The sequence below is a fragment of the Advenella mimigardefordensis DPN7 genome (assembly GCF_000521505.1).
Classification (GTDB): domain Bacteria; phylum Pseudomonadota; class Gammaproteobacteria; order Burkholderiales; family Burkholderiaceae_B; genus Advenella; species Advenella mimigardefordensis.
Window position 1 is genome coordinate 243,804 of the sequence record NZ_CP003915.1, and the last position, 24,060, is coordinate 267,863.

18 protein-coding genes are annotated in these 24,060 nt (G+C 55.8%); 10 read left to right on the forward strand and 8 right to left on the reverse strand.

Annotation, left to right across the window (positions count from 1 at the left end):
* Positions 1-233 precede the first annotated feature (233 nt).
* From hglS to MIM_RS01160, 5 genes are all read left to right on the forward strand, one after another.
* Positions 234-1,610: a 2-oxoadipate dioxygenase/decarboxylase HglS gene (hglS, locus tag MIM_RS01140; RefSeq protein WP_025370919.1), complete on the forward strand. Its 1,377-nt coding sequence runs from the start codon at positions 234-236 to the stop codon at positions 1,608-1,610.
* Between the two features lie 398 nt (positions 1,611-2,008).
* On the forward strand, positions 2,009-2,944 hold the full coding sequence (locus MIM_RS01145) for a siderophore ABC transporter substrate-binding protein (RefSeq protein WP_025370920.1): 936 nt from the start codon (positions 2,009-2,011) through the stop codon (positions 2,942-2,944).
* A gap of 64 nt (positions 2,945-3,008) precedes the next feature.
* Complete coding sequence (locus tag MIM_RS01150) at positions 3,009-4,010, forward strand: ABC transporter permease (RefSeq protein ID WP_025370921.1); 1,002 nt, start codon at positions 3,009-3,011, stop codon at positions 4,008-4,010.
* The gene (locus tag MIM_RS01155; RefSeq protein ID WP_025370922.1) at positions 4,003-4,959 is read left to right on the forward strand and encodes an iron chelate uptake ABC transporter family permease subunit; all 957 of its coding nucleotides are present in this window, start codon (positions 4,003-4,005) and stop codon (positions 4,957-4,959) included. The genes MIM_RS01150 and MIM_RS01155 overlap by 8 nt, the downstream gene beginning before the upstream one ends.
* Positions 4,956-5,714 carry an iron ABC transporter ATP-binding protein gene (locus tag MIM_RS01160; RefSeq protein ID WP_025370923.1) on the forward strand — a complete coding sequence of 253 codons (759 nt, stop codon included), beginning with the start codon at positions 4,956-4,958 and terminating at the stop codon, positions 5,712-5,714. Before MIM_RS01155 ends, MIM_RS01160 begins: the two co-directional genes overlap by 4 nt.
* Positions 5,715-5,904: 190 nt before the next feature.
* Here MIM_RS01160 and ybiO read toward each other — a convergent pair whose 3' ends face one another.
* From ybiO to MIM_RS01185, 5 genes are all read right to left on the reverse strand, one after another.
* Positions 5,905-8,400, reverse strand: coding sequence for a mechanosensitive channel protein (gene ybiO / locus MIM_RS01165; RefSeq protein WP_025370924.1), 2,496 nt, complete (start codon positions 8,398-8,400; stop codon positions 5,905-5,907).
* Positions 8,401-8,641: 241 nt separating this feature from the next.
* Positions 8,642-9,376 (reverse strand): SDR family oxidoreductase, encoded by a 735-nt coding sequence (locus MIM_RS01170; protein ID WP_025370925.1) that lies wholly within the window; start codon positions 9,374-9,376, stop codon positions 8,642-8,644.
* Between the two features lie 120 nt (positions 9,377-9,496).
* Positions 9,497-9,937 carry a VOC family protein gene (locus tag MIM_RS01175; protein ID WP_025370926.1) on the reverse strand — a complete coding sequence of 147 codons (441 nt, stop codon included), beginning with the start codon at positions 9,935-9,937 and terminating at the stop codon, positions 9,497-9,499.
* Between the two features lie 150 nt (positions 9,938-10,087).
* Positions 10,088-10,585: a VOC family protein gene (locus MIM_RS01180; RefSeq protein ID WP_025370927.1), complete on the reverse strand. Its 498-nt coding sequence runs from the start codon at positions 10,583-10,585 to the stop codon at positions 10,088-10,090.
* Between the two features lie 293 nt (positions 10,586-10,878).
* The gene (locus MIM_RS01185; protein WP_025370928.1) at positions 10,879-12,879 is read right to left on the reverse strand and encodes a sigma-54-dependent Fis family transcriptional regulator; all 2,001 of its coding nucleotides are present in this window, start codon (positions 12,877-12,879) and stop codon (positions 10,879-10,881) included.
* 241 nt (positions 12,880-13,120) lie between these two features.
* Here MIM_RS01185 and exaC point away from each other — a divergent pair, with 241 nt between their 5' ends.
* The 3 genes from exaC to MIM_RS01200 all read left to right on the forward strand — a co-directional run bounded on the left by exaC (position 13,121) and on the right by MIM_RS01200 (position 17,788).
* Positions 13,121-14,644, forward strand: a complete 1,524-nt coding sequence (gene exaC / locus MIM_RS01190) for an acetaldehyde dehydrogenase ExaC (protein WP_025370929.1) — start codon at positions 13,121-13,123, stop codon at positions 14,642-14,644.
* Between the two features lie 343 nt (positions 14,645-14,987).
* Entirely contained in the window at positions 14,988-15,452 is a 465-nt protein-coding gene (locus tag MIM_RS01195; RefSeq protein WP_025370930.1) for a (2Fe-2S)-binding protein, read from the forward strand.
* Positions 15,449-17,788, forward strand: coding sequence for a xanthine dehydrogenase family protein molybdopterin-binding subunit (locus MIM_RS01200; RefSeq protein ID WP_025370931.1), 2,340 nt, complete (start codon positions 15,449-15,451; stop codon positions 17,786-17,788). Before MIM_RS01195 ends, MIM_RS01200 begins: the two co-directional genes overlap by 4 nt.
* 178 nt (positions 17,789-17,966) lie before the next feature.
* Here MIM_RS01200 and MIM_RS01205 read toward each other — a convergent pair whose 3' ends face one another.
* Together MIM_RS01205 and MIM_RS01210 are read right to left on the reverse strand one after the other, a co-directional pair.
* On the reverse strand, positions 17,967-18,617 hold the full coding sequence (locus MIM_RS01205; RefSeq protein WP_025370932.1) for a nucleotidyltransferase family protein: 651 nt from the start codon (positions 18,615-18,617) through the stop codon (positions 17,967-17,969).
* 8 nt (positions 18,618-18,625) lie between these two features.
* Positions 18,626-19,645: an XdhC family protein gene (locus MIM_RS01210; RefSeq protein WP_025370933.1), complete on the reverse strand. Its 1,020-nt coding sequence runs from the start codon at positions 19,643-19,645 to the stop codon at positions 18,626-18,628.
* Positions 19,646-20,078: 433 nt separating this feature from the next.
* On the opposite strand from MIM_RS01210, the gene MIM_RS01215 reads away from it, so the two are divergent.
* Complete coding sequence (locus MIM_RS01215; RefSeq protein WP_025370934.1) at positions 20,079-20,831, forward strand: c-type cytochrome; 753 nt, start codon at positions 20,079-20,081, stop codon at positions 20,829-20,831.
* A gap of 78 nt (positions 20,832-20,909) precedes the next feature.
* Complete coding sequence (locus MIM_RS01220) at positions 20,910-22,700, forward strand: pyrroloquinoline quinone-dependent dehydrogenase (RefSeq protein WP_025370935.1); 1,791 nt, start codon at positions 20,910-20,912, stop codon at positions 22,698-22,700.
* Positions 22,701-22,890: 190 nt separating this feature from the next.
* Here MIM_RS01220 and argE read toward each other — a convergent pair whose 3' ends face one another.
* Complete coding sequence (argE, locus tag MIM_RS01225) at positions 22,891-24,054, reverse strand: acetylornithine deacetylase (RefSeq protein ID WP_025370936.1); 1,164 nt, start codon at positions 24,052-24,054, stop codon at positions 22,891-22,893.
* Positions 24,055-24,060 lie beyond the last annotated feature (6 nt).

Genomic DNA, 24,060 nt, shown 5'->3' on the forward strand with positions numbered 1-24,060 from the left:
TCTGAGTGTATGAAAACTGCATCAGTGTTGCGGATAACCCATTCTACAAGAGAAAAACAGTACCGGCTTAGGGTTTGATTCGGCTATACTAAAAAGTGACTAATCGGTCACATCCACCGTTCACCGCTCGATGACTGCGTAGACCGGGTCGCCACACCCGTTTCATTCGCAGGCAGCGCCGTGATTGATCGGTTTTTTCCATTTGCCAACTGAATAAAAAAGAGTATCCCGTTATGGAACATCATCATTTCGTCCCTACCGACGAAATTCGCACCCGGTTTTCAACCGCCATGTCCAATATGTATGGACAGGAAGTGCCGCTGTATCGCAATCTGCTGGAACTGGTTGCCGACGTGAACGCGCAAACGCTGCAGGAACATCCGCAATTGCAAGCGCAATTGAAGGACTCCGGCGAGATCCAGCGCCTGAACCTGGAACGTCACGGTGCTATCCGCCTGGGAACGGCTGCTGAGTTGTCCGGCATTCGACGTGTATTTGCGGTGATGGGGCTGCAGCCGGTGGGCTATTATGATTTATCGGTGGCCGGGGTGCCGGTCCACGCCACGGCGTTTCGGCCGGTGAGCGATGCATCGCTGGCCGCCAACCCCTTTCGGGTGTTCACTTCCCTGCTGCGGCTGGAATTGATCGATGACGAGGCGCTGCGTGCTAAGGCGGCTGCCATTCTGGAGAAACGGTCGATTTTCAGCGCACGGGTGCTGGAACTGGTAGAAAAATTCGAAACCGAGGGTGGTCTGAGCAGCGCGCATGCCGATGAGTTCGTGGCACAGGCGACCGACATCTTCCGCTGGCACAGCGAGGCAACCGTCAGTATTGACACCTACAATGCGTTGCTCGCCGCCCATCGCCTGATTGCAGATGTAGTTTGTTTTAAAGGCCCGCATATCAACCATTTGACGCCACGTACGCTGGATATTGACGCGGCACAAAAGGAAATGCTCAATCGCACTATTCCTGCCAAGGAATCCATCGAGGGGCCGCCAACCCGGCGCCATCCGATCCTGCTGCGCCAGACCAGTTTCAAGGCACTGGAGGAGAGTGTAACGTTTGACTCCGGCTCCGAAAAAGTGGTGGGCGCGCATACCGCGCGTTTTGGTGAGATTGAACAACGCGGCCTGGCGCTCACCCCTAAGGGGCGCGCCCTGTATGACCAGTTGCTGTTGCGTGCCCGCGAAGCGCGCGCATCGGCCGGCGCCACTTATGCAGAACGCCTGGAGCAGGTATTCACCGAATTTCCGGATGATCTGGGTACCATTCGTAAAAGGGGTCTGGGTTATTTCCGCTACAGCCTGACGCAGCAGGGACGCGACGCGACTGCACGGCAGATCGCTGGAACAGACGATATTGACGCCTTGATTGATGCCGGACTGGTGCATGCAGAGCCGATTATTTACGAAGACTTTCTGCCTGTGAGTGCTGCAGGTATTTTCCAGTCGAATCTGGGCGATGACGATCAGAAAAGCTATCAGGTGAGTGCCGCCAAGGCCGCATTTGAAGAGGCGCTGGGTGCCAAGGTCAATGACGAGTTCGCGTTGTACGAGGCGGCACAGCAGCGCTCCCTTGAGCAACTGACTTTGCAACTGAAACAATAAGACGGGACGTGCCGGTCACGCGATCGTGGCCGGCGTCTGCCCTTGCTATAGACGTGAAGAAGCATGAAAAGTAATAAATAAGAATACATCTTATTAGCAGTTGTGATACAATTTTCTGTTGTCAAATCCATCAATTTGTTACCGTCTAAAGTCGTGATGCTCCGGCCCAGGTGATGCGCGTGCATTGCTGCTGCGCTTGTGGCGCGAACGTATTTCGTGCGCGTATTGCATGTGTATTACCTAGTGTGTACTACCTAGTCTAGTGTGTACTACCCGCCAGGGATGCGCACCTGTGAAGGAGCGATCAAGGGAACAGCGATGTATCTGCGGCCGATCCATGTCGTTGTACGGTCGGGCGGCGGTCTTTACAGTTTGAATCAGAAGCGGAGTCATTTTTCATGCAATTTCGGAAGTCTCAAGTTGGTCGCAGGTTGCTGGCAGGCATCCTGACGGTGGCCGCCAGCATCGCGCTGCCCCTGCCTGCCGTTGCCCTGACCGTTGATCATGCCAGCGGGCAAACCACCATCAACGCCGAACCAAAGAAAACAGTTGTTTTTGATCTGGCCTCGCTGGATACCATGCATGCGCTGGGCGTAGAGGCAACTGCGGTGCCCGAAACCAAATACGTCAATCAACTGGCTGCCTACGCGCAAAAATCCGTCCCGAAAGTGGGTTCACTGTTTGAACCCAATTACGAAGCGATCAACGCGCTCTCGCCCGACCTGATCATCGTGGGCGGCCGTTCGGCGCCCAAGTATACCGATCTGAGCAAGCTGGCGCCGACGATCGATATGACGGTCAATCCTAAAGATCTGTTGGGTAGCGTCAGGCGCAATGCGCTTATCCTGGCCGAGATTTTCAATAAACAGGACAAAGCCAAAGAACAACTGGCCCGTTTGGATCAATCCATTGCAGTGCTGAAGCAAAAGGCTGCGAAGGCTGGCCCTGGGTTGATCATTCTTACTACCGGCGGCAAGATCAGTGCGTATGGTCCGGGTTCCCGCTTCGGCATTATTCATGATTCTTTCGGCATTCCCGCCGCGGCGCCCGATCTGTCTACCTCCAATCACGGACAGGCAGTGTCATTTGAATTCATCTATAAAACCGATCCACAGTGGCTCCTCGTCATTGACCGCGACGGCGCTATTGGGCGCGAGGGCGTCGCCGCCGACAAATTGCTGGATAACGAACTCATCCATAAAACAGCCGCATGGAAAAAGCAGCAGGTTGTCTATCTGAATGCGATGGATTGGTATTTGCTTGGTAGTGCCGGCCTGACCTCCATGCAGCAGAACGTAGATCAGTTGTCCAAAGCGCTGGACGGCAAGCAGTAATCATGAGGCGCTCCCAGGTCCGGTGTCAGGCGTCTTTGACGACTGACGCCTTAGCAGGTCTTTCATGAGTGGTTGTTCCGCAGGGCACAGAAGCAATACGCAGCCGCGGCCGATAATGGTCTGCGTGCTGCTATTGCTTTTGTGCTTTCTGTTTCTGGTCAGTCTGTTTCTGGGCGCAGGCGATATGTCGCTGGCCGGGTTATTGCACATGGATAGCGAAGCCTGGCAATTGCTGTTGATCAGCCGGCTGCCGCGTGCCCTCGCTTTGGTGCTGGCCGGCACTTCCCTGGCGGTTGCAGGGTTAATCATGCAAATGCTGGTGCGCAACCGCTTTGTTGAACCTTCCACGGCCGGGACGGTGGAATCGGCCACCATGGGTATCCTGGCTGTCACCTTATTGGCGCCGGGCATCCCCGTCCTTGGGAAAATGCTGGTTGCCGCCTTGTTTGCTCTGGCCGGCACGGCGCTGTTCCTGCTCATTCTGCGGCGGATTCCGCTGCGTTCTGCCTTTCTGGTGCCGGTGGTTGGACTGGTTCTGGGCGGTGTTATTCAGGCCGTTACGACGTTCTTTGCTTACCAGTACGATTTGCTGCAGGCTCTGCATACGTGGACCATGGGCGATTTCTCAGGGGTACTGCGGGGGCGCTACGAACTGTTGTGGGTGGCGTTTGCTCTGTCCTGCGCGGCTTATTTTGCGGCAGACCGGTTCACGGTGCTGGGTATGGGCGAACAATTTACTACCAACCTCGGGCTTAATCACAAACGTCTTATGCTGATTGGCATGGTCCTGGTGTCTGCCATCAGCGCCGTGGTTGTGGTCACCGCGGGCAGCGTGCCGTTTCTGGGGCTGCTGGTGCCTAATGTGGTCAGCATTATTTTTGGCGATAATATGCGCCGCTCGCTGCCGTGGGTCGCCTTTCTTGGAGCGCTGTTTGTACTGGCCTGCGATATTGTCGGCCGCCTGATCATTTATCCGCATGAAATACCTATCGGTACGGTGGTGGGTGTGGTCGGCAGTGTCTTGTTCCTGTATTTGCTTTTGAATAGGCGGTCTCGTTTTGGCTAAGCTGTCTCCCGCCGTGCGACTCTGTGTGCTGGCTCTTTTTGCGTTGCTGTCTGTGGCGGCGTTCATGACGCTGGGCGCCAACGGGCATTGGGACTTTGTACTGTCGTTTCGCGCGGGCAAGCTCGCCGCGATGGTGCTGGTGGCCTATGCGGTAGCAGTGTCGTCAGTGCTGTTTCAAACCATCACACATAATCGCATTCTGACGCCCTCCATCATGGGGTTTGACGCGCTCTATACCCTGATCCAGGCGGTGGCGATTTTCTGGTTTGGCATGACGGCAGGCGGGCAACTGGAGGTGACGGGCAAGTTCGTACTGGAAGTGAGCCTGATGACCGTTTTCGCCTGCCTGTTATTTCAATGGATTTTTTCCGGTGCATCTCATAGCCTGCATCTGCTGTTGCTGGTGGGGATTGTGTTCGGCTTGTTGTTTCGCAGCCTGTCCGGTCTGATGGTCCGGATGATCGACCCCAACGAATTTTTGTTTTTGCAGGACAAAATGTTTGCCAGCTTCAATGCCATTCGCACCAATCTGCTGCTGGCATCGGTGGTGATGGTTGGGGCTGCGTCGCTGATCGGCTGGCGGCAGCGCCGCGCCTATGATGTGCTATCGCTTGGCCGCGACGTAGCGGTCAACCTGGGCATCCATTACCGCAAGACGCTGTGGCTTACGCTTGTGCTGATTGCAGTGATGGTGTCGGTGTCGACGGCGCTGGTGGGGCCGGTTACGTTTTTTGGTTTGCTGGTGAGTAATCTCGCCTACATGATCATGCAAACCGACAAGCATAAATATACGGTGCCGGCTGCTGTGCTGCTGGGTATTATTGCATTGGTAGGCGGTCAGACGGTACTGGAGCACGGGCTGGCTTTGAATACCACGGTCAGCGTCGTGATCGAGTTTATTGGCGGGCTGATGTTTATCGCACTGATTGTGCGCAAGGGACAACGATGATAAAGGTCAATGGTGTCAGCAAAGAATATGCAAAGCTGCGCGTGGTGGATGACGTTTCAGTTGAGATTCCCCGGGGTGGTGTGACGTCGATTGTCGGCCCGAATGGTGCCGGCAAATCCACATTACTGGGTATGATCAGTCGCCTGCTGCCCATGTCGACAGGATCGGTGGAGGTGGGCGGGCTGGATATCACCCGTACCGATACGGCAGAACTGGCACGGCATTTGTCTATCCTGCGTCAGGACAATCATCTGCCCCTGCGGTTGACGGTACAGGATGTCGTAGCATTTGGCCGGTATCCGCACACACAGGGTCGCCTGACGGTGGAGGATCGCAGTCATATCGAACGCGCTATCGCCTATCTGAATCTCAATGGACTGGAGCAGCGTTTTCTGGATGAACTTTCGGGCGGACAGCGTCAGCGCGCCTTCATCGCCATGGTGCTGTGTCAGGATACGGAATATGTCCTGCTGGATGAGCCGCTGAACAGCCTGGACATGAAAAATGCAGTCGACATCATGAAAGTGATGCGCCGCGCCGCCGACCAGTTGCATAAGACGGTTGTGATGGTGCTGCACGACATCAACTTTGCGTCCTGCTATTCGGATCTTATTATCGGGATGCGCAATGGACGGGTTGTACACCAAGGTACGCCGCAGACGTTCATCCAGCCGCCGGTGCTCAAAGAGCTATATGGACTGGATGTGGTAGTACACGAATGGCAGAATAACCGCATTTGTGTTCATTACACCTGAAATAACACCTGACATAACACCGGAAATAACAGCTGAGATAATACTGCGTGCAAGCGTGCCCTGCGTTGGCCGAAGCGCGATGCGCTTATGAACAGACCTGCTTGCGCCGCAGCCTGTCGTGCCCGGTCAATCGGTGCCGGAGCTCCTGGCGCAAGTTGGTACATCCCCTGGCGCCAGGGACGCGGATGCTTTATCGGGATGTCGAATCAGGGCGCGGGGTGTCGTCCACCTGGCGCTCTCCATCTTCATCAGGCACCCGCTGCTCCAGTTCATTACCCAGAACATCTTCAGAGCCATCACGGCGCGGCGCCAGTTTACGTGGCGTATGTCCGGCTGCTGGTGCCTTGCCTTTGGGCGGTTGCGTGCGGTCGGCCTTGCGTCCCAGGTCCACGCTTGCGGAAGGTGCATTGCCGTCCTTGTCCTGTCCAAAATAAACCACGGTGTGCGGGTAGGGCAGTTCGATATTGGCGGCGTTGAAATGTTTCTTGACCAGACGGTTATAGCCGCGTTGTACGGCCCATTGCATGCCCGGCGTGGTTTTGATCAGTACACGAATCGTGACGCCGCGCTCATTGATGGCCGTCACGCCAGGAATGGTGATCTCTTCCAGAATCTCGGGCGACAGTACTTCGTCCTGCATCAGTTCCGCAAACGCGGCACGCAGATGGTCGATGGCATCGTCTACATTCTCCCGATGGGCAATGGTGTATTCACCCATATGATAGGAAAAATCACGCATGTGGTTGGCGACCACGTCAACCGATGAGAAAGGAATCAGGTGATAGCCGCCGTCCATGGTGCGAATGCCCACCGAGCGGATGGTCATTTTTTCAACGGTGCCGAACACGCCGCCTGCTTCCACAACATCATTCACGTTCATGCCGTTTTCAAGCTGGATGAAAATGCCGGTGATAATATCCTGCACCAGTTTTTGCGCACCAAAACCAATGGCCAGACCCACCACACCGGCACCGGCGATCAGCGGGCCGATATTGATGCCGATCTGCGAGAGCAGAATCAGGATGGTCATGGTGACAATCACAATCAGCGCGGCATTGCGAAACAGCGACAGCAGTGTTTTCTCGCGGGCGCTGGGCGCGCGTTTGCCGGTGCCGCTAAGCCGGCTTTCAATGATGCTGGCAATCACGGTCCATGCCAGTGCTGCAATCAGCAGAATGATGGCCACATGCACCACGGCACTGATGGTGGCGCGACCCGATGTGGACGCAACCCAGGCAGACAGGTCGAATGCATGCCAGGCGTCCAGCACAAACAGCACGACGATGATAAGCGTAAGCAGGCGCAGGCCTTTAAGGGTGGCCGGAACGTATGAGTTGACGCGCGCTTCCAACAGTGGCAGGCGGGTACGAAGGTCATCAGACAGCCGGATTGGGTGGCTCAGAATAGCGGTCAGAATGGCAGAGACCAGCAAACCCAGTGCGATGGCAATCAGGCTTTGTACCGTCGCGCGCGCCATGAATGGCAGAGCATCCACCGGATCAACCTGACTGACAACCAGCAGCACGGTGAAATAGATGATGGCCAGGATATGCCAGATACGGGCCAGCAGACGCAGCATTGTGGCAAAAAAAGCAGTGGAAGCCTGCTCGGCACGTTCGACGATACGGCCTCGGATCAGGGCACGGTTATTCCAGATCACACGCAAAGCATAAAGGTACATGCCAAGCATGATCAGCAGACCGACCAGATTTCCCAGAGCGGCGGTGAACAGGGCAGTAACCAGCGGTACGATGACCAGCATACCGTAGCCGGTAATGCCCACCAGGCTGGATAGCCAGCCGTTCCAGTACACGGCCACTTCGTCGCGCATGGCAAACAGCCGCAATTGTGGGAAGCGTGTTGCAAACACCGTGCGCACCAGTGCTCTGGCCACTTCGACGGCGACAAAGGCATTCACGAAGAGCGATTCGAAGGTACCCACTGTTGCGTTGGGTCCTGCAACGGCCAGTGCCACGCTATAGCCTACAACACCGGCAAGGGCAATGGCGGCAACATCAACAATGAGTGCGCCAATGACAGCTGCAATTTTTTTCAACGTTGCTGGCTGGGCCAGGCGACGTCGGCCCGGGGCCGTGGCGGGCTGGCCGGCCCAGTGATTGATCATGGCGAAAATACGCGCGGCCAGCAGGCGCAACACGACAAAGGCGATGACTGTGGCGGCGATAACCAATGCAACATTGATAAGCGCTGATTTCCAGTCGCGCATGCCAGCGCCGCCCGTCCCTTCACCGCGCGCCATGGAGCCGATTGCAGCCGCTGCATCGCCCATATCATTTAAAAGCTTGGTCAGAAAGAACTGGGTGCTGTCGGCCACCCTGCGTGGCAATGAGTCATCAAAGTTGCTTTGTGTCTGGGTGTTTGCTGTGTTACCGGACGCAGCCTGCTGCGCAGCGGGTGCCTGCGCACGCAATTGCTCTATGAGTTGCTTGCGCGTGTTTTCATTCTCCAGCAAATCGGCCAGCTGCGCGGCGGAGGCGGTAGCGGTTTCGGAGGAAGGGGGAGTCTGGGCGCCTGCAGTGTTCAACTGCAGCAGTGCAGCGAACAGCAGTAAAAACGGGAAAAATAACCGGAGAAAATGGGTGGATAGACGGGCGGAAAAGGGTCTGGCCGTTTGCACGCCCGTTAGTCTGGATGTCTGCGACCCTGTCGCGAATTGTTCAGGCACTACGCTACCTCCTTGTCCAATAGGGTGACCCAGAGGCCGGCAGCTGTGAAGACCTGATGACAATTGAAATGGGGGGCTGTGCTATTTACAGCAACGGCGCGACGACACGCCCGACAGGCATCTCTCACTGGTAGGTGGCACGCTGGCTCCGGATACCATACGGTAACACGATTGTTCCGTTCATTGAAAGCCGCAGGCCGGCTTCCAGGGCGATCCGGTGTCGGGCAGTGCCGGTTGATGCCTAGCGCCCGCCTGCCAGATCAATAAACGAGCCGGTTACGTATGACGCTTCATCGGATAGCAGCCAGGCAATGGCCGAGGCGACCTCTTCCGGCTGGCCGCCGCGCAGCATGGGAATCTGGCTGCTGATGCGATCCACCCGGCCGGGTTCGCCGCCATCGGCATGGATATCGGTATAGATAAATCCCGGTCGAACACAGTTGACCCGGATTCCCTGCGGAGCCAGCTCCAGTGACAGGCCGCGCGTGAATACATCAACGGCACCCTTGGATGCCGCGTAATCCACATATTCGCCGGCAGAGCCGGTACGTGACGCCACCGAGGACACGTTGACGATAGCGCACCCGGGCTGCATGCGTTTGAGCGCTTCCCTGCTGCACAGAAAATAGCTGGTCACATTGGTGGTGAGGGTTTTATTAATGCGTTCCGCATCCATTTCGGTGACTTTCATCTGTTTGAACAGCACGCCGACATTATTCACCAGGTGCGTGACCGGCCCTATCAGCTCGTCCATTTCGGCAAAGAGCCGTACGACCTGCGTCTCGTCAGAAACGTCGGCAGCAATGGCAATGCAGGGAACGGAAAACTGCTCCCGGATGTGCGCAACCAGGGTTTCGGCTGCCTGTTCATTCCGATGATAATTAATACAAATGCCATATCCCCGCGCGGCCAGATATTTGGCAGTTGCCGCGCCAATGCCGCGACTGCCGCCGGTGATCAATGCCGTTTTTTCCATTTTGTTCTCCTGAGTTTAATCCTGTCGCGATGTCAGATCATACAGGCAGGCTTATTCATGAGTAAAGCGGGTCGGCATCCCCGGCGCGTTTCATCAACGGCAATGTAGTGCAGTGGTGGATCAGGCCTGCGTCGCCTGTTCTGCCGGCTGCATGGCAACCATCCATTCCATGCCGTAACGGTCTTTAAGCATACCGAACCAGGGAGAGAAAAAGGTTTCGCCCAGTGCCATGGTGACGGTGCCGCCCTCGGCCAGTGCGTTGAACATCCGTGTGGCCTCTTCCTTGCTTTCCGGAGTAACCGACAGTGAGAATCCGCTAAAGGTACTCGCGCCGCCGCAGCCATCGGATGCCATGAGTATGCTGCTGCCAATGCTAAAGCTCGCGTGCATGATCTTGTTGTCATAGTCGGCGGGAATGGTGCCTGGCGGCGGGGCTTCGGGACTTTCGCCGAAGCGCATCATCATACTGACCCTGGCGCCAACGGCTTCTTTGTAAAAATTGAGGGCTTCTTCGCAGGTGCCGCCGAAAAAGAGATAGGGAGTGACAGATTTCTGGTTCATGATATTTTCCTGATAGGGTTACTGCTGTAAACAGTGAGGCGCCAATAAATAGTACGGGGTTGAAATCGTGTGAGCAAAAATGAATCTATTGAAAGCGGTTGTATAGATTAAATCGTACAGCCCGGATGAACAGGCTTTCGTTGTGTTGATTTACGCCGCATCAGCCGCCTGCTGCAATGCGCCTATGTCCAGTTTCTTCATTGGTAGCAAGGCTTCCATCACGCGCTGCGCACGCGCCGGGTCGGTCAGCAGGGAGGGGAGTATGGCGGGTACGATCTGCCATGACAGGCCGTAACGATCCTTGAGCCAGCCACACTGCTGTGCAGATGGGTCACCACCTTCATTTAAGGCTGCCCAGTATGTGTCCAGTTCTTCCTGAGTCTCACAGTGCACCTGCAGTGAGATGGCTTCGTTGAATTTGAAAATGGGACCGCCATTGAGCGCAGTAAAAGGCAAGCCTGCCAGTTCGAAGGAAACGGTGAGTACACTGCCTTCTGGTCTGCCGCTTACCTCGGTCATTTTTTTGCCCAGATAATAGGTGGTCTGGGTGATTCTGGCGTCAGGAAAAATGCCGGTATAGAACTGTGCCGCAGCTTCGGCCTGATCATCGAACCAGAGGCAGGGTGAAATTTTCGAAGTGATTATCATGTTGGGCTCCTTTTGCATACTGCGATATTTCAAACGTAATAGTGAGAATCGGGAAGGAAATGTTCTCTACCCGATTCGATCGCTTTGTTGCATGTCGTCAGTATGTGCAGGAACCGATTGTCGGTAAATAGGCAGATGCGTCATTCTGCAAGGGGAGATACGGCAGCCTTCAATGGCAGATGAAACGCATGTTAAAAGTACGTTAATAGTGGCGTAACAGCCGGCTAAAACAGCCGCTTAAGTGGCGTGTCGTGGCGCAGCGCAGCACGGCCTTGTAGCCTTGCTGCGACTGCTTAGTGCGCTTGTGAATCGGCCCGGGTGAGTTGCCGGTAGACCGTACTGCGATGCAGGCCCAATTCTCTGGCGGTTTTGCTGACATTGCCCCGGTTTTTGGTGAGCGCCTGTCTGATCCGCAGGGCCTGTAAATCTTTTAAACTGACCTCGGGCAAGGGGCTTTCTGACGCTGGCAATGTGTCGTTCGCTTGCGTTGCGTCGACCTGTTCCTTAGCGCTCGCGGCAGTCTCTTGTGCTGCCTCCCTGTCTGCATGTGTGGTCGTTGATGTTGTGGCGCTGGCAGTTGCGGGCGCGGGTGCGGGCGATGGCTTGAGCAGATGGGTTGGCAATGATTCAGGATGAATAACGCTGCCGGCGGGTAAAAAGGCGATCAGCGTTTTCAGCACGGACCGCAATTGTCGGTAGTTGCCGGGCCAATGATAGGCGCAAAGGGTATCGAGCGCCTCATCGGCGAATATCAGGCTCGGGGTACTTTCATTGCGTCTGAGTTCGGCGCAGATAAAGGTGCGCAGGTCTGCGCGAAAACGTAATGCCGGCAATTGAACCAGATGGTCCTGGATACGGTAGTAAAGGTCCTGGCGGAAATTGTCTTCCTGGCTGAGTGTGTCCGATAGCTGATTGGTGGCGCTAATCAGCCCAAACTGGACGGGCCATGTTTTATCGGATCCCAATGGTTGCACAACGCGTTCCTGCAGCACGCGCAGCAGGCGCGATTGCAGTTGTAATGGCATATCGCCAATCTCATCCAGGAACAACACACCGCCATTGGCTTCGCGCAGGCGACCGCGAGAGCCATTGCGCTGGGCTCCGGTGAAGGCGCCGGGTTCGTAGCCGAACAATTCAGCTTCAATCAGGCTTTCAGGCAGTGCAGCGCAGTTGATTGCCACAAACGGACCATCGCGCCAGCGGCTGTGCGCGTGCAGATGGCGGGCAAAAACTTCTTTACCGGTGCCGGTCTCTCCCAGTAGCAAAACAGCCAGATCGGCATTGATGGCCAGCGCACTCTGGCGCAACTGCTGCTGTAGCACCGGCTCCAGCGATGGCAACGGCGGCAGTGATGCGGCCGGGGTGTTACGGCTTTTCGCGGGTACGGTTTGCTCCGGCGTGGCGCGGTCGTCCGGTGAGGGTTGCACAGGGGCGCGTGTCGTCAGGCCGATGCGTTCAAACTGCAGGGTGGCATACAGTGCAGAACCGTCAGCGCAATAACTGAGCATGGGTTGCGCCTGTAGTTGTTTCCAGGCGGGCAGCCATTTTTCTACCGGCTCGTCCAGCAGGACAGCCAGAGGGACATTCAGCAGTTCGGCTGCGGTTTCATTGGCCCCCACAATCTGCTGATCGGAAATGAGCAGCGTACCGCATTGCGTTGCGTTGATCGCTCCCGCATGACGTTGAAACTGCAGGCGCGCAATGTGCGTACCGGCCAGATCCAGAATATGGTTGCCGATCTGTCTTGCGGTGACACGAACCAGATCGCCGGTGTAGTCCGGCAGTGTGCGGGTGTCGCCGGAAATATCCAGTACCCCAAGGATTTCGCCACGAGGTGAATGGATGGGCGCGGCATGACAACTGAGAATCCGGTTGCAGGGTAAAAAGTGTTCCTGGCCGAGTACACGGGTAAAGCCGTTTTCGATCAGGGCCGTGCCGATGGCATTGGTGCCACGATGGCCTTCGGCCCAGCTGGCGCCGGGTCGCAGAGTGACCTGATCAGCCTTATGCAGAAAGTCGTTATTCCCGGTGGCGTGCAGGATGACGCCGCTGGCATCGGAGAGCAGGAGTATGCCCTGCGCCTGCGCGGCGAGGCTGCTGGCGGTGGCGATATGCGGCGCAGCCGTTTGCAGCAGGCTGGCGTACTGATCCAGACGGGTATCAAGATCGGCCCGACCCAGCAACACCGGTTCGTCTGGCAGCGTATTGGCCTGTTTTTCACAACGTTCCCAGGAACGTTGAATCGGCGCGTTAGGCTGCACCGTGCCGGCAGAGTTCAGCGAATGATGCAACATCGTAGTCTCCTGATGTGTTGCAAAAATCGACAGCTGTTGCTTGTGTTGCCTGTTGCTGTCGTAAATTGCGACATTTTTTGCTCTGTTTTGCGTGCCGCAGGTTGTTTGTGAAAACTATTCTACTCCAAAAAATGGCTTTGCAGCCTGCCGACAATATGGCATGGAATTTGCTCCATGGAAAGAGCAGCACGAGGTCGCAACGGCCCGCGCCATTTTAAAAATGAATATCAGGAGATAAGACATGAACCTTTCCGATTTGAAACAATTTGGCATCGATACTGACTACCCATACAAGACCAAATACGGCAACTATATTGGCGGCAAATGGGTGGAGCCGGTCTCGGGTGAATACTTTCAGAATATTTCACCTGTCAACGGACAGGTGTTTTGCGAGGTGCCAAAATCCGGCGCCGATGATATTGAGCGCGCCGTGGACGCTGCGCACGCTGCACGCCGTGCCTGGGGGCAGACCTCGACAACCGAGAGGGCCAATCTGCTGCTGAAAATGGCTGATCGCATGGAGCAGAATCTGAAAGTGCTGGCGGTGGCCGAAACGATTGATAACGGTAAGCCTTTGCGTGAAACAATGGCAGCCGACCTGCCACTGGCCGTAGACCATCTGCGCTATTTCGCCGGCTGCATCCGGGCGCAGGAAGGTGGTATTTCTGAAATCGACAATACCACCGTGGCCTATCATTTTCATGAGCCGCTGGGTGTGGTTGGACAGATCATTCCATGGAATTTCCCGATTCTGATGGCCATCTGGAAACTGGCTCCATCACTGGCAGCGGGCTGCTGCGTTGTGTTGAAACCGGCAGAGCAAACACCGGCCTCCATTCTGGTATTGATGGAAATCATTGGAGATCTGTTCCCTGCAGGTGTCATCAACGTAGTGAATGGTTTTGGTAAAGAGGCTGGCAATGCACTGGCCACGAACAAGCGGATTGCCAAAATTGCCTTTACCGGCTCTACCGCTACCGGCAAACATATTCTGCACGCAGCGGCCGATAACCTGATTCCATCTACCGTTGAGCTCGGCGGTAAAAGTCCGAACGTATTTTTTGCCGATGTGATGGATCAGCAGGACGATTATTTCGACAAGGCGCTTGAAGGCTTGTCGATGTTCGCGCTTAACCAGGGTGAAGTGTGCACATGCCCATCGCGGATTCTGATTCAGGAGTCTATCTACGAACAGTTTATCGATAGAGCCATTAACCGGGTGCAGAAGATCAAGGCGGGCAACCCGCTGGATATGAGCACCATGGTTGGTGCACAGGCGTCGCAGGCGCAGCTGGACAAGATCCTGGGCTATATTGATATCGGCCGTGGCGAGGGCGCAGAATGCCTGACCGGTGGTGAACGCAATCGTGTGCAGAGTCTGGAAGAAGGCTATTACGTTACGCCAACCATGCTTGCCGGCAAGAACGACATGCGTATCTTCCAGGAGGAAATTTTCGGACCAGTGGCTTCTGTAACCACCTTCAAGGACGAAGATGAAGCATTGGCCATCGCCAACGATACCTATTACGGCCTAGGTGCAGGCGTATGGACCCGGGATGGTTCCCGTGCCTATCGCATGGGACGTGGAATTGAAGCTGGCCGCGTGTGGACCAATTGCTATCATCTGTATCCGGCACATGCTGCTTTCGGCGGATATAAACAGTCTGGCATTGGTCGTGAAAATCACAAAATGGCGCTGTCCAACTACCAGCAGACAAAATGCCTGCTGGTGAGCTATAGCCCCAAAGCGCTGGGCTTTTTCTGATCGCCGTCTGAAGCGGACCGCTTTTTGCGGTCCATTCTGTCTGACCGGTGCAGGTTTGCATAGTTGCAGGCTGCACCGGTTTTCTTTTGTACTTCATGTGTACCGCGATGCCAAAGCTGGCTGCGCATGGTTATCTGCCTATATGGTCAGGCATGATAACCATGCGCTGGCGTAAGTTGTTATGACATATGTGCTATCGCGAAATTGCTCACATCCTTGATAAGATTGTTATACTGAATACAGTAATGCGAGTTCGGATAGCCTGCATCGTGCATGATCGTTCGCCAATGATGGGGCTTTACGATGACACATTTTGTTTGAACGAATGCAAAGGAAGGCTGCAATGATTACACTTGAAATTAACGGCTCGAAGCATGAGGTAGACCTGCCGGAAGATACGCCCATTCTCTGGGCACTGCGCGATCACCTCGGATTTACCGGAACAAAATTCGGCTGCGGTATGTCGCTATGCGGCGCCTGTACGGTGCATCTTGACGGTGCGCCGATCCGGTCCTGTGTCACACCGATTACTGCGGCTGCAGGCAAGAAAATCGTCACGATTGAAGCTGTGGAAAACGACGAGACCGGCAAGGCCGTACAGAAAGCCTGGGTCGAAATGGGCGTGCCGCAATGCGGATTCTGTCAGGCGGGACAAATCATGTCAGCCACGGCTCTGCTCAAAAAGACTCCTGCGCCGACCGATGCCGAAATCGATGCTGCCATGAGTGGTAATTTGTGTCGTTGCGGCACCTATACGCGCATTCGCAGCGCCATCAAGAACGTCGCACAGGCCGGAGGTGCAAAATGAATGTACGTGTAAACGCTTCCGCCATCGCAACGGCCGACGTGCAGATCAGCAATATCAGCCGGCGCAGGATGCTCAAGAGCTTTGCCCTGGGTGGCCTGGTTCTGGCCGTTGGCACACCGCTACGCGTGTTTGCTGAAGGTGAAGAGCAGAAGGGTCCCCCAAAATATGGGGCCGATGGCATGCCGCATGGTACGGTGGACAATCCGCTGGTATTCGTGGCGATTGCCGCTGACGGCGCAGTTACGATTTTGTGTCATCGGGCCGAAATGGGTCAGGGCGTCAGGACCAGCCTGCCCATGGTTGTTGCCGATGAAATGGATGCCGACTGGGGCCGCGTGACGGTCAAGCAGGCCTGGGCGGACGAAGCGCGTTTCGGCAATCAGGACACGGATGGTTCGCGCAGTACACGGCATTTCTTCATGCCGCTGCGACGTGTGGGTGCCGCTGCGCGCGCCATGCTTATTTCGGCCGCCGCCAGCCAGTGGAATGTACCCGAATCCGAAGTGCAGGCAAAAAATCACGAACTGATTCATACGCCAAGCGGAAAAAAACTCGGCTTTGGCGATGTCGCACAGAAAGCGGCGCAGCTTGAGGTGCCCGCTGCCGACGCGCTGAAACTGAAAACGGCAGATGCCTTTCGCTATATCGGCAAAGGCCAGACGCATATTGCAGATGGCATGGATATCGTCACGGGGCGTGCAAAATACGGCCAGGATATCCGGTTCGACGACATGCTGTATGCCGTTGTGGCGCGTCCACCGGTGTTTGGCGGCAAATTGATCAAGGTGGATGATACCGACGCTCTTAAAGTGCCGGGTGTGGTCAAAGTGGTGACGCTGGCCGGCTCGCCACCACCGGCCATGTTCAATCCTCTGGGCGGCGTGGCCGTGATCGCTACCAATACCTGGGCCGCCATCGCCGGGCGCAGGGCTTTGAAAATTGAATGGGATGGAGGACCTCACGCCTCTTATGATTCGGCACAATACCGTAAGCAGCTGGAAGCGTCGGTAAGCAAGCCGACAGAAAAAGCCGCGCGCAACGACGGCGATACGATGGCTGCCCTGGGCAGCGCCGCCAAACGGATTCAGGCTGAGTATTACGTTCCGCATCTGGCGCAGGCGCCCATGGAAACACCGGTAGCGACAGTCAGAATTGTTGATGGCAAATGTGAAGCCTGGGCCAGTGTGCAGGCACCGCAGGCAACCCATGACATGCTGGTCAAATGGCTTGAACTGTCACCGGAGAACGTCAAGGTGAATCAGACGCTGCTGGGCGGCGGTTTCGGCCGCAAGTCCAAGCCGGATTTTGTGGTTGAAGCCGGACTGTTGTCCAAGGCCATGGATGGTAAGCCGGTGAAGGTCACCTGGACCCGTGAAGATGACATTCAGCATTCCTATTATCACACTGTGTCGGTGGAGCACCTGGAAGCGGGATTGGACGCGCAGGGTAAGGTGACGGCATGGTTGCATCGCTCAGCGGCGCCATCCATTAGTTCCACCTTTGCGGACTCTACGAAGCAGTCTGCCAGCGAGCTGGGTATGGGTGCAGCCAATGTACCCTTTGCCATCCCTAATGTTCGGGTAGAAAACCCCGAGGCTGTAGCGCATACCCGTATCGGTTGGTTCCGATCTGTGTCGAATATTCCCCGCGCGTTTGCCGTTCAGTCCTTTGTGGCAGAAATGGCCGCTGATCAGGGCAAAGACCACCGAGACTTTCTGCTGGATCTGATCGGTCCGGCCCGGCGTATCGATCCGGCCGCGCTGTCGGACGGATGGAATCACGGCGAGTCACCTGAACTGTACCCCGTGGATACGGGCCGCTTGCGCAATGTGATTGAAACGGTCACCCGCGAAGCGGGCTGGGGCAAGTCTGCTGAAAAAGGTCAGGCCATGGGACTGGCGGCGCATTATAGTTTTGTGACCTATGTGGCGACCGTCGTGCATGTGCACGTGTCCGAAAACGGCGATCTGTCGATTCCGCGCGTTGATGTGGCAGTCGATTGCGGACCGCAGGTCAACCCTGAACGCATTCGTGCCCAGATTGAAGGCGCAACGGTTATGGGCGTGAGCCTGGCGACGCTGGGCGAAATCAGTTTCAAGGATGGTGCGGCCGTGCAAAGCAATTTCCACGACTATCGTATCACCTCCATGATGAGTGCGCCGCGTGAGATTCATGTTCATCTGGTTGCGGCCAGCGATTATGATGCGCCACTGGGTGGCGTCGGTGAACCGGGTACGCCGCCCGTATCTGCCGCGCTGTGCAATGCAATTTTTGCGGCGACGGGCAAGCGGATTCGCAGTCTGCCGATTGCCAATCAGTTGCAGCAGAAAACTTAGGGGCAGCAGGCCAACGGCGAGCAGACCCGGGTTCGGTTGATCCCGGGTCTGCGGTGCTGGCATTGAATGCGGTTGGCGCATTTCTCTTTAACGATATTTCTCGTTAACGATTTGTGGGCAGGCGGCACAGCTTTTGGCTATTTTACAAGTAAGTGGGGCGTTTGATACGCTCCATTTTTTATGCTGGAGTGAGCGGGTCGCCGGCCTTGCCGAGCTGCAGTAATTGTTCATGGGTATCAATATCGAGCAGGCAGCCCGGATCATTGACGGGGATAAGCGTTAAGGCATCGGGGTGACGGGTGACGACCGCGCGTGCCCCTTCGTCCCCCGTCACTTGCAATAGTTCGTTTCTGAATTCACTGGCAAAGGCCACGGGATGGCCTGGCCTGTTCGCATAGTGAGGACGTACAATGCGGCCTCCCTGGCGCAGGTGTTCGGTCACGGTCTGCACCGTGCTCGCGTTGATGCATGGCATGTCGGCAAGGGCGATGATCCAGCCAAGGCGTGCCGGGCTGTGGCGGATACCGAAACGCAGCGAGGCGCTCATGCCTGTCTCGGCATCGGCGCAATGAATCAGATTGACCGGCAGCTCACCCAGCGCATCGCGCACCGCCTTCTGCTGCGGGCCGCAGACCACCGTGACTGCATCAATATGTTGCAGCAGGCGATGACAAACGGCATAGACCATAGGGGTGCCATCGGCCAGTGGCTGTACCGGCTTATAACGCGTACCGGATGCATCAAAGCGTGAACCCTGGCCTGCCGCCAGAACTACAGCAACGATATCGGGTACGGCAGGTACGGGCTGGTGGCAATCAGATACAGGCATGCTGTCTATCAGGCGGCGTATTCAGACGGGTTGGCCTTGGCATGAGAGACATCGAAGTTCTCCGGCAGCAGCAGGCCGTTCTTCACCGCAATCACTTCTGCCATCACGCTCACGGCAATCTCTGCGGGTGATTTGCTGCCGATATAGATACCGATAGGGCCGCGCAGGCGGGCAAGCTGCTGTGCGGTAATGCCAAAATGCGTCTGCAGCCGCTCACGACGACTGTGATTATTTCGACGCGAGCCGATGGCACCCACGTAGAACGCGTCTGAGAGCAGCGCCTCCATAAGGGCCAGATCATCCAGCTTGGGGTCGTGCGTCAGGGCAATAATGCAACTGCGCCGATCCGGTCGAAAAGCGGTGACTACATCGTCGGGCATATCAGAGAGCACCGTCACGCCCGGCACCGACCAGCCATTGCGGTATTCGATGCGGGGATCACAGACGGTCACGGCAAAGCCGTTGAACAGGGCCATGGTCGCCACATACTCGGTCAATTGGCCGGCACCGATCAGCAGCATGCGAAATTCCGGACCGAAGGTGTTTTGCAGCGTCTTGTCATCAATACCAAGAGGCAAGGGCTGCGCTATTGCTTGTTGATGGACGTTGCCATTATCCAATTGCACGGTGCGTTGCATCAGTTGGCCCTGTTCCAGGGCCGCCACCAGTTCATTCAACAGCTGCGCGTCGGGATTGAATTCCAGCAGGATTTCCAGGGTGCCGCCGCAAGGCAGACCGAAGCGATAGGCTTCTTCAGCCGTCACGCCATAGCGGGCCAGACAGGGGGGGCCGCCATTGACCAGTGCGGCCTTGTCGCTGCCGCCGGTGTAGCGATAGATCAAATCGTCTTCAATACAGCCGCCGGAAACCGAGCCGACTACCGCACCGTCTTCGCACAGGGCCATGACCGACCCCAGCGGTCGCGGCGAAGACCCCCAGGTTCGAATGACGGTAGCCAGCAGGGCTTTTTTCCCTTCCTGGCGCCACGCGCAAAGTTTGCGCAGTACGAGAACATCAAGATTTTCCATTACCAAAACCGCCTGTTTCTGTGTAGCGGGCTGTGAGCAGCCCTGTTGATGACAGTCGTCATGCCATTTCAATTGTAATGCAATCGCTGCCCGCGGGCAGTGTTGTGCCTGCTGTGAGCATCGGAGTATCCGCGCTATGCTCTGTTTGTTGCTGAACAGCGCACAAATGCTACAGACCGGCCACACTGCTTTTGAGGTTGCTCAAAGGGAATGAGGCATGCGCGTTGTGTCGGGTTACCAACGTTTTATCCGGGTGGTTGTAGGTGAATGTGCGCTAAGTCCTTGATGTTCAGCTCCAATTAAGCCAAATAGCGCAGTAACGGTTGTTTCGTGTGAGATAAAAGCATATCATTTGATCTATATCATTGACTAGTCAACCAAACCATGGTTCTGGCAATGATCAATTCGAACTCTTCCCAACACGAGAAAAGCAATGAAATTTAAACTGACACACACTGCCGCAGCAGTCGCGTGTGCGGCTGCATTGGGCTTTGGCAGTCTGGCAAATGCGAACACGGCAGCGCCCACTTCCGCAACCCTGATTGCCAAAGGCTCCAGCGGCACCATGACGCCCTTTCTTGTCGACGCACAAGGGCGCACGCTATATACACTGAGCAAAGAGAACAAAGCGGCCTGTGATGAGGCGTGTATGAAACACTGGGAGCCGGTGGTTTCCGAGAGCCGTCCGCTGGGCCGCGACATTTTGCCGGGTCTGCTCAAGGCAGAAAAAAACGAGCAGGGCGTGTCCCAGGTTAGTTATGGCGGCCTTCCCCTGTATCGCTTTGATGGCGACAAACAGCCAGGCGATATGAATGGCCAGGGTTTTGCTGATGTTGGCGTGATGGTCTCTGTACTCGGTACGGCCGATAAGCCTGAAGTGGCAGGCGAAAAAGTAGAAGCGACACCGGAGCTGATGGCTGCCGGTGCCAAAGTATTCAGCAGCACGTGTGCTGCCTGCCATGGTGCAGAAGGCCAGGGCGCGTTCGGCACGAAGCTGGAAGGATTCGACAGGCTGGCTAATGCTCCGGCTCTGCTTAGCACGATTATCCACGGCCTGAACAGTATGCCGGCGCTGGGTGGTCAGTTCAATGACGAGCAGGTTGCCGCCGTTGCCACGTACGTTCGTAACAGCTGGGGTAATAAGTTCGGCGGCGTTTCGGCCGAACAGGCCAAGGCTGCACGCTGATAGGCGCATTTGAACAACGTTGCGATGTTCCTCTGGTGAGCCGCGACGTGTAATGAATATTGAAGAATAGGACACAAAATGAAAATCCATAGCCTTTTGGCTGTCTCAGCTGCCGTGATGTTTGCTTGCGCGGCTCAGGCACAAGTGAAAATCGACGACTACAAACCCATTTCCAACGAACAGATTTTGAAACCGGCCGACGGCGACTGGCCGAGCTGGCGCCGTACCATTGACAATCAGGGCTACAGCCCCCTGGATCAGGTCAATAAAAAGAACGTGAAACAGCTGGATCTGGCCTGGGCCTGGTCTATGCCGGTAGGTGGTCTGCAGGAAACAGCACCGCTGGTTCACGACGGTATCATGTTCCTGGGCATGAACCGCAGCCACGTGCAGGCGCTGGACGCGACGACAGGCGACCTGATCTGGGAATACACCCAGCCATTGCCGAAATTTACCGGTGGCTATCATGATGCACAGGCCAATCGTCAGCGCAACTCGCTGGCACTGTACGAAGACAAGGTTTATCTGACCACACCGGATGCCAAACTGGTTGCGCTTGAAGCGAAAACCGGCAAGAAGCTGTGGGAAGTTCAGGTCAATGAATGGGAAAAAGGCTATAGCTTTACTGCCGGCCCGCTGGTCGTTGACGGCAAAGTGTTTACCGGCACATCTGGCTGCAGTATTACAGGCACAGCAGGTGGTTGCTATATCACGGCACATGATGCGGCAACCGGCAAGGAGTTGTGGCGTCTGAACACCATTGGTGACCCGGCGGTAGACGATAGCTGGGGTGGTCTGGCCAAGGAAAACCGCTGGGGCGGCTCTCCCTGGATTACGGGTTCTTATGATCCGAAACGCAAAATGCTGTTCTGGGGCGTAGGTATGCCGATTCCTTATCCATCCGTTTTGCGCGGCAGCGGCGATGGCGATGCGCTGTACACCAGCTCCACACTGGCGATTGATGCGGAAACCGGTAAAGTCAAATGGCATTATCAGCATATGCCGAATGACGACTGGGATCTGGACAGCCCGTTTGAACGCGTGCTGGTAGAAAGCCAGATTGCACCGTCCAAGGGCGAAGTAGCCTACATGAGCAAGGACGTAGAGCCAGGCAAGAAATATGATGTGATTGCATCTGTTCCCGGTAAATACGGTACCGCCTTTGTGCTGGATCGTGATACCGGCAAGCTGCTGTGGGCACGTGATACCGTTTATCAAAACGTGATCAAGGGTTTCACCGAAGACGGTAAAGTCATTACCAATACCGATCTGAAAGCCAAAAGCATTGACGAAACAGTCAAGGTATGTGGCGGCCGTGACCTGGGTAAACTGTGGATGGCATCTGCATACAGCCCGCTGACAAACGCGCTGTACGTTCCTGTCAGCTCTTCATGCAAGGAGCTCACGCCCAAGCCGATAGAACTGCGCACAGGTGAGTCTGTGGGTGCACAGGCATCTGGTGCAGTATCGTTTGCGCCAGGAGAAGATAGCGTGGGTCGCGTTTATGCGGTTGATGTGAAAACCGGTAAATTCCTGTGGGTTCAAAAGCAGAAACCGATTTTCAGCTCTGGTGTGTTGACAACGGGCGGCGGCCTGGTCTTTACCGGCGACAGCATGCGTGAGTTTGCTGCATATGACCAGAACAACGGCGATAAGCTGTGGTCTATCCGTCTGAATACATCCATTGGTGGCTTCCCAATGACATACAGCGTCAATGGCAAGCAGTACATTGCCGTTGTGACAGGCCCGAATGCGCAGACACCGCCTGCCGCGATTCTGAGCCCGGAACTGAAAAACGTGGTTGACTCCGGTCATTCCGTATTCGTTTTTGCACTGGATGATGTCAAGGCCGGTAACGGCAAGAAGTAAGTTGTGAACCAAGCTGCGTGACGGTGTTCAGCCGTCATGCGGGTTCGATTAAGCAGAGGTAAGCAGCGTTTTTCGCTGAATGAAGTTGTAAAAAAAGGATGATCCTGATAAGGACATCCTTTTTTTTGGACTTGATTTATTGGACGCTGTCGCAGCATGTCGCCGTTTTGAATCGGCGACGGCATAACCGTCAAAGGCTTGCGGACAATTTCCTCAGGAAATTTTCGCAGTCGTTCAATTGCGAGAAGTCTACGAATTCATCGGGTTTGTGCGCCTGTTCGATCAGCCCTGGGCCGCAAACAATGGTGGGGATGCCCAGTTGCTGGAACAGGCCGGCCTCAGTCCCATACGCGACCTTGCGGGTTTCGTGATCCTGGGTGAGTGCCCGTACCAGTTCGGTAATCGCTGCCTGCTCAGAGGCTTCAAGCGCAGGCGCGCTGGCGTTGGCCGTGATGTCGATGCGTGCATCCGGATATTCTTTTTGCATGCGTGGCAGCAGCTCGTTATTTACATACTCCTGAATTTTTGCCTGGATTTGTTCGCCGGGCATGCCGGGCAGATTGCGGAACTCGTAGTTGAACTGGCACTCGCCGGGAATCGTGTTGACGGCAATGCCGCCCGCGATCTTATTCGTGGTAATGGTGGAGTATGCCACGTCATAGTGATTGTCATAAGGGCCGGTATCACGGTAGTGATCGGCAAGATCACGGATGTGGCAGATCAGTCGGGCCGCGTGTTCAATCGCATTGCAGCCGAAGGGCGTGAGCGAAGAGTGTGCTGCCTTGCCGTGAACCCGGCAGGTAAACAGATTAATTCCCTTGTGTGCAACCACAACCCGCATCCCGGTCGGCTCGCCGACGACACAACCATCTATTTTCTGATTGCGTTTTTGCAGTTCTTTGAGCATGAATGGTGCACCGGCACAACCGACTTCTTCATCATAAGAGAAGGCAAGGTGTATTGGCTTGCTGCGCTTTTGCTGCAGGAATTCCGGCACCAGGGCCATTGCAGTTGCAATAAATCCTTTCATGTCGCAGGTGCCGCGACCATAGAAACGATCCTGTGCGGGCGACAGTACAAACGGATCGGTAGCCCAGTCCTGTCCGTCTACCGGTACGACATCGGTATGGCCCGATAGCGCTACGCCGCCCTGAGTCTGCCCGTCCGAGGCGGGCAGCGTGGCAAACAGATTGGCCTTGGCTCCCTTGTCATCGGTGGTGAGCCAGCTGTCTACGCCCTGGGCAGACAGTGCGTCGCGAATTGTTTCGATCAAGCCCATGTTGGAGTTGCGACTGGTTGTGTCCATGCCGACCAGAGTGGCGAGCCATTCTTCTTTGGTGATATTGCTAGTCATGCGAAA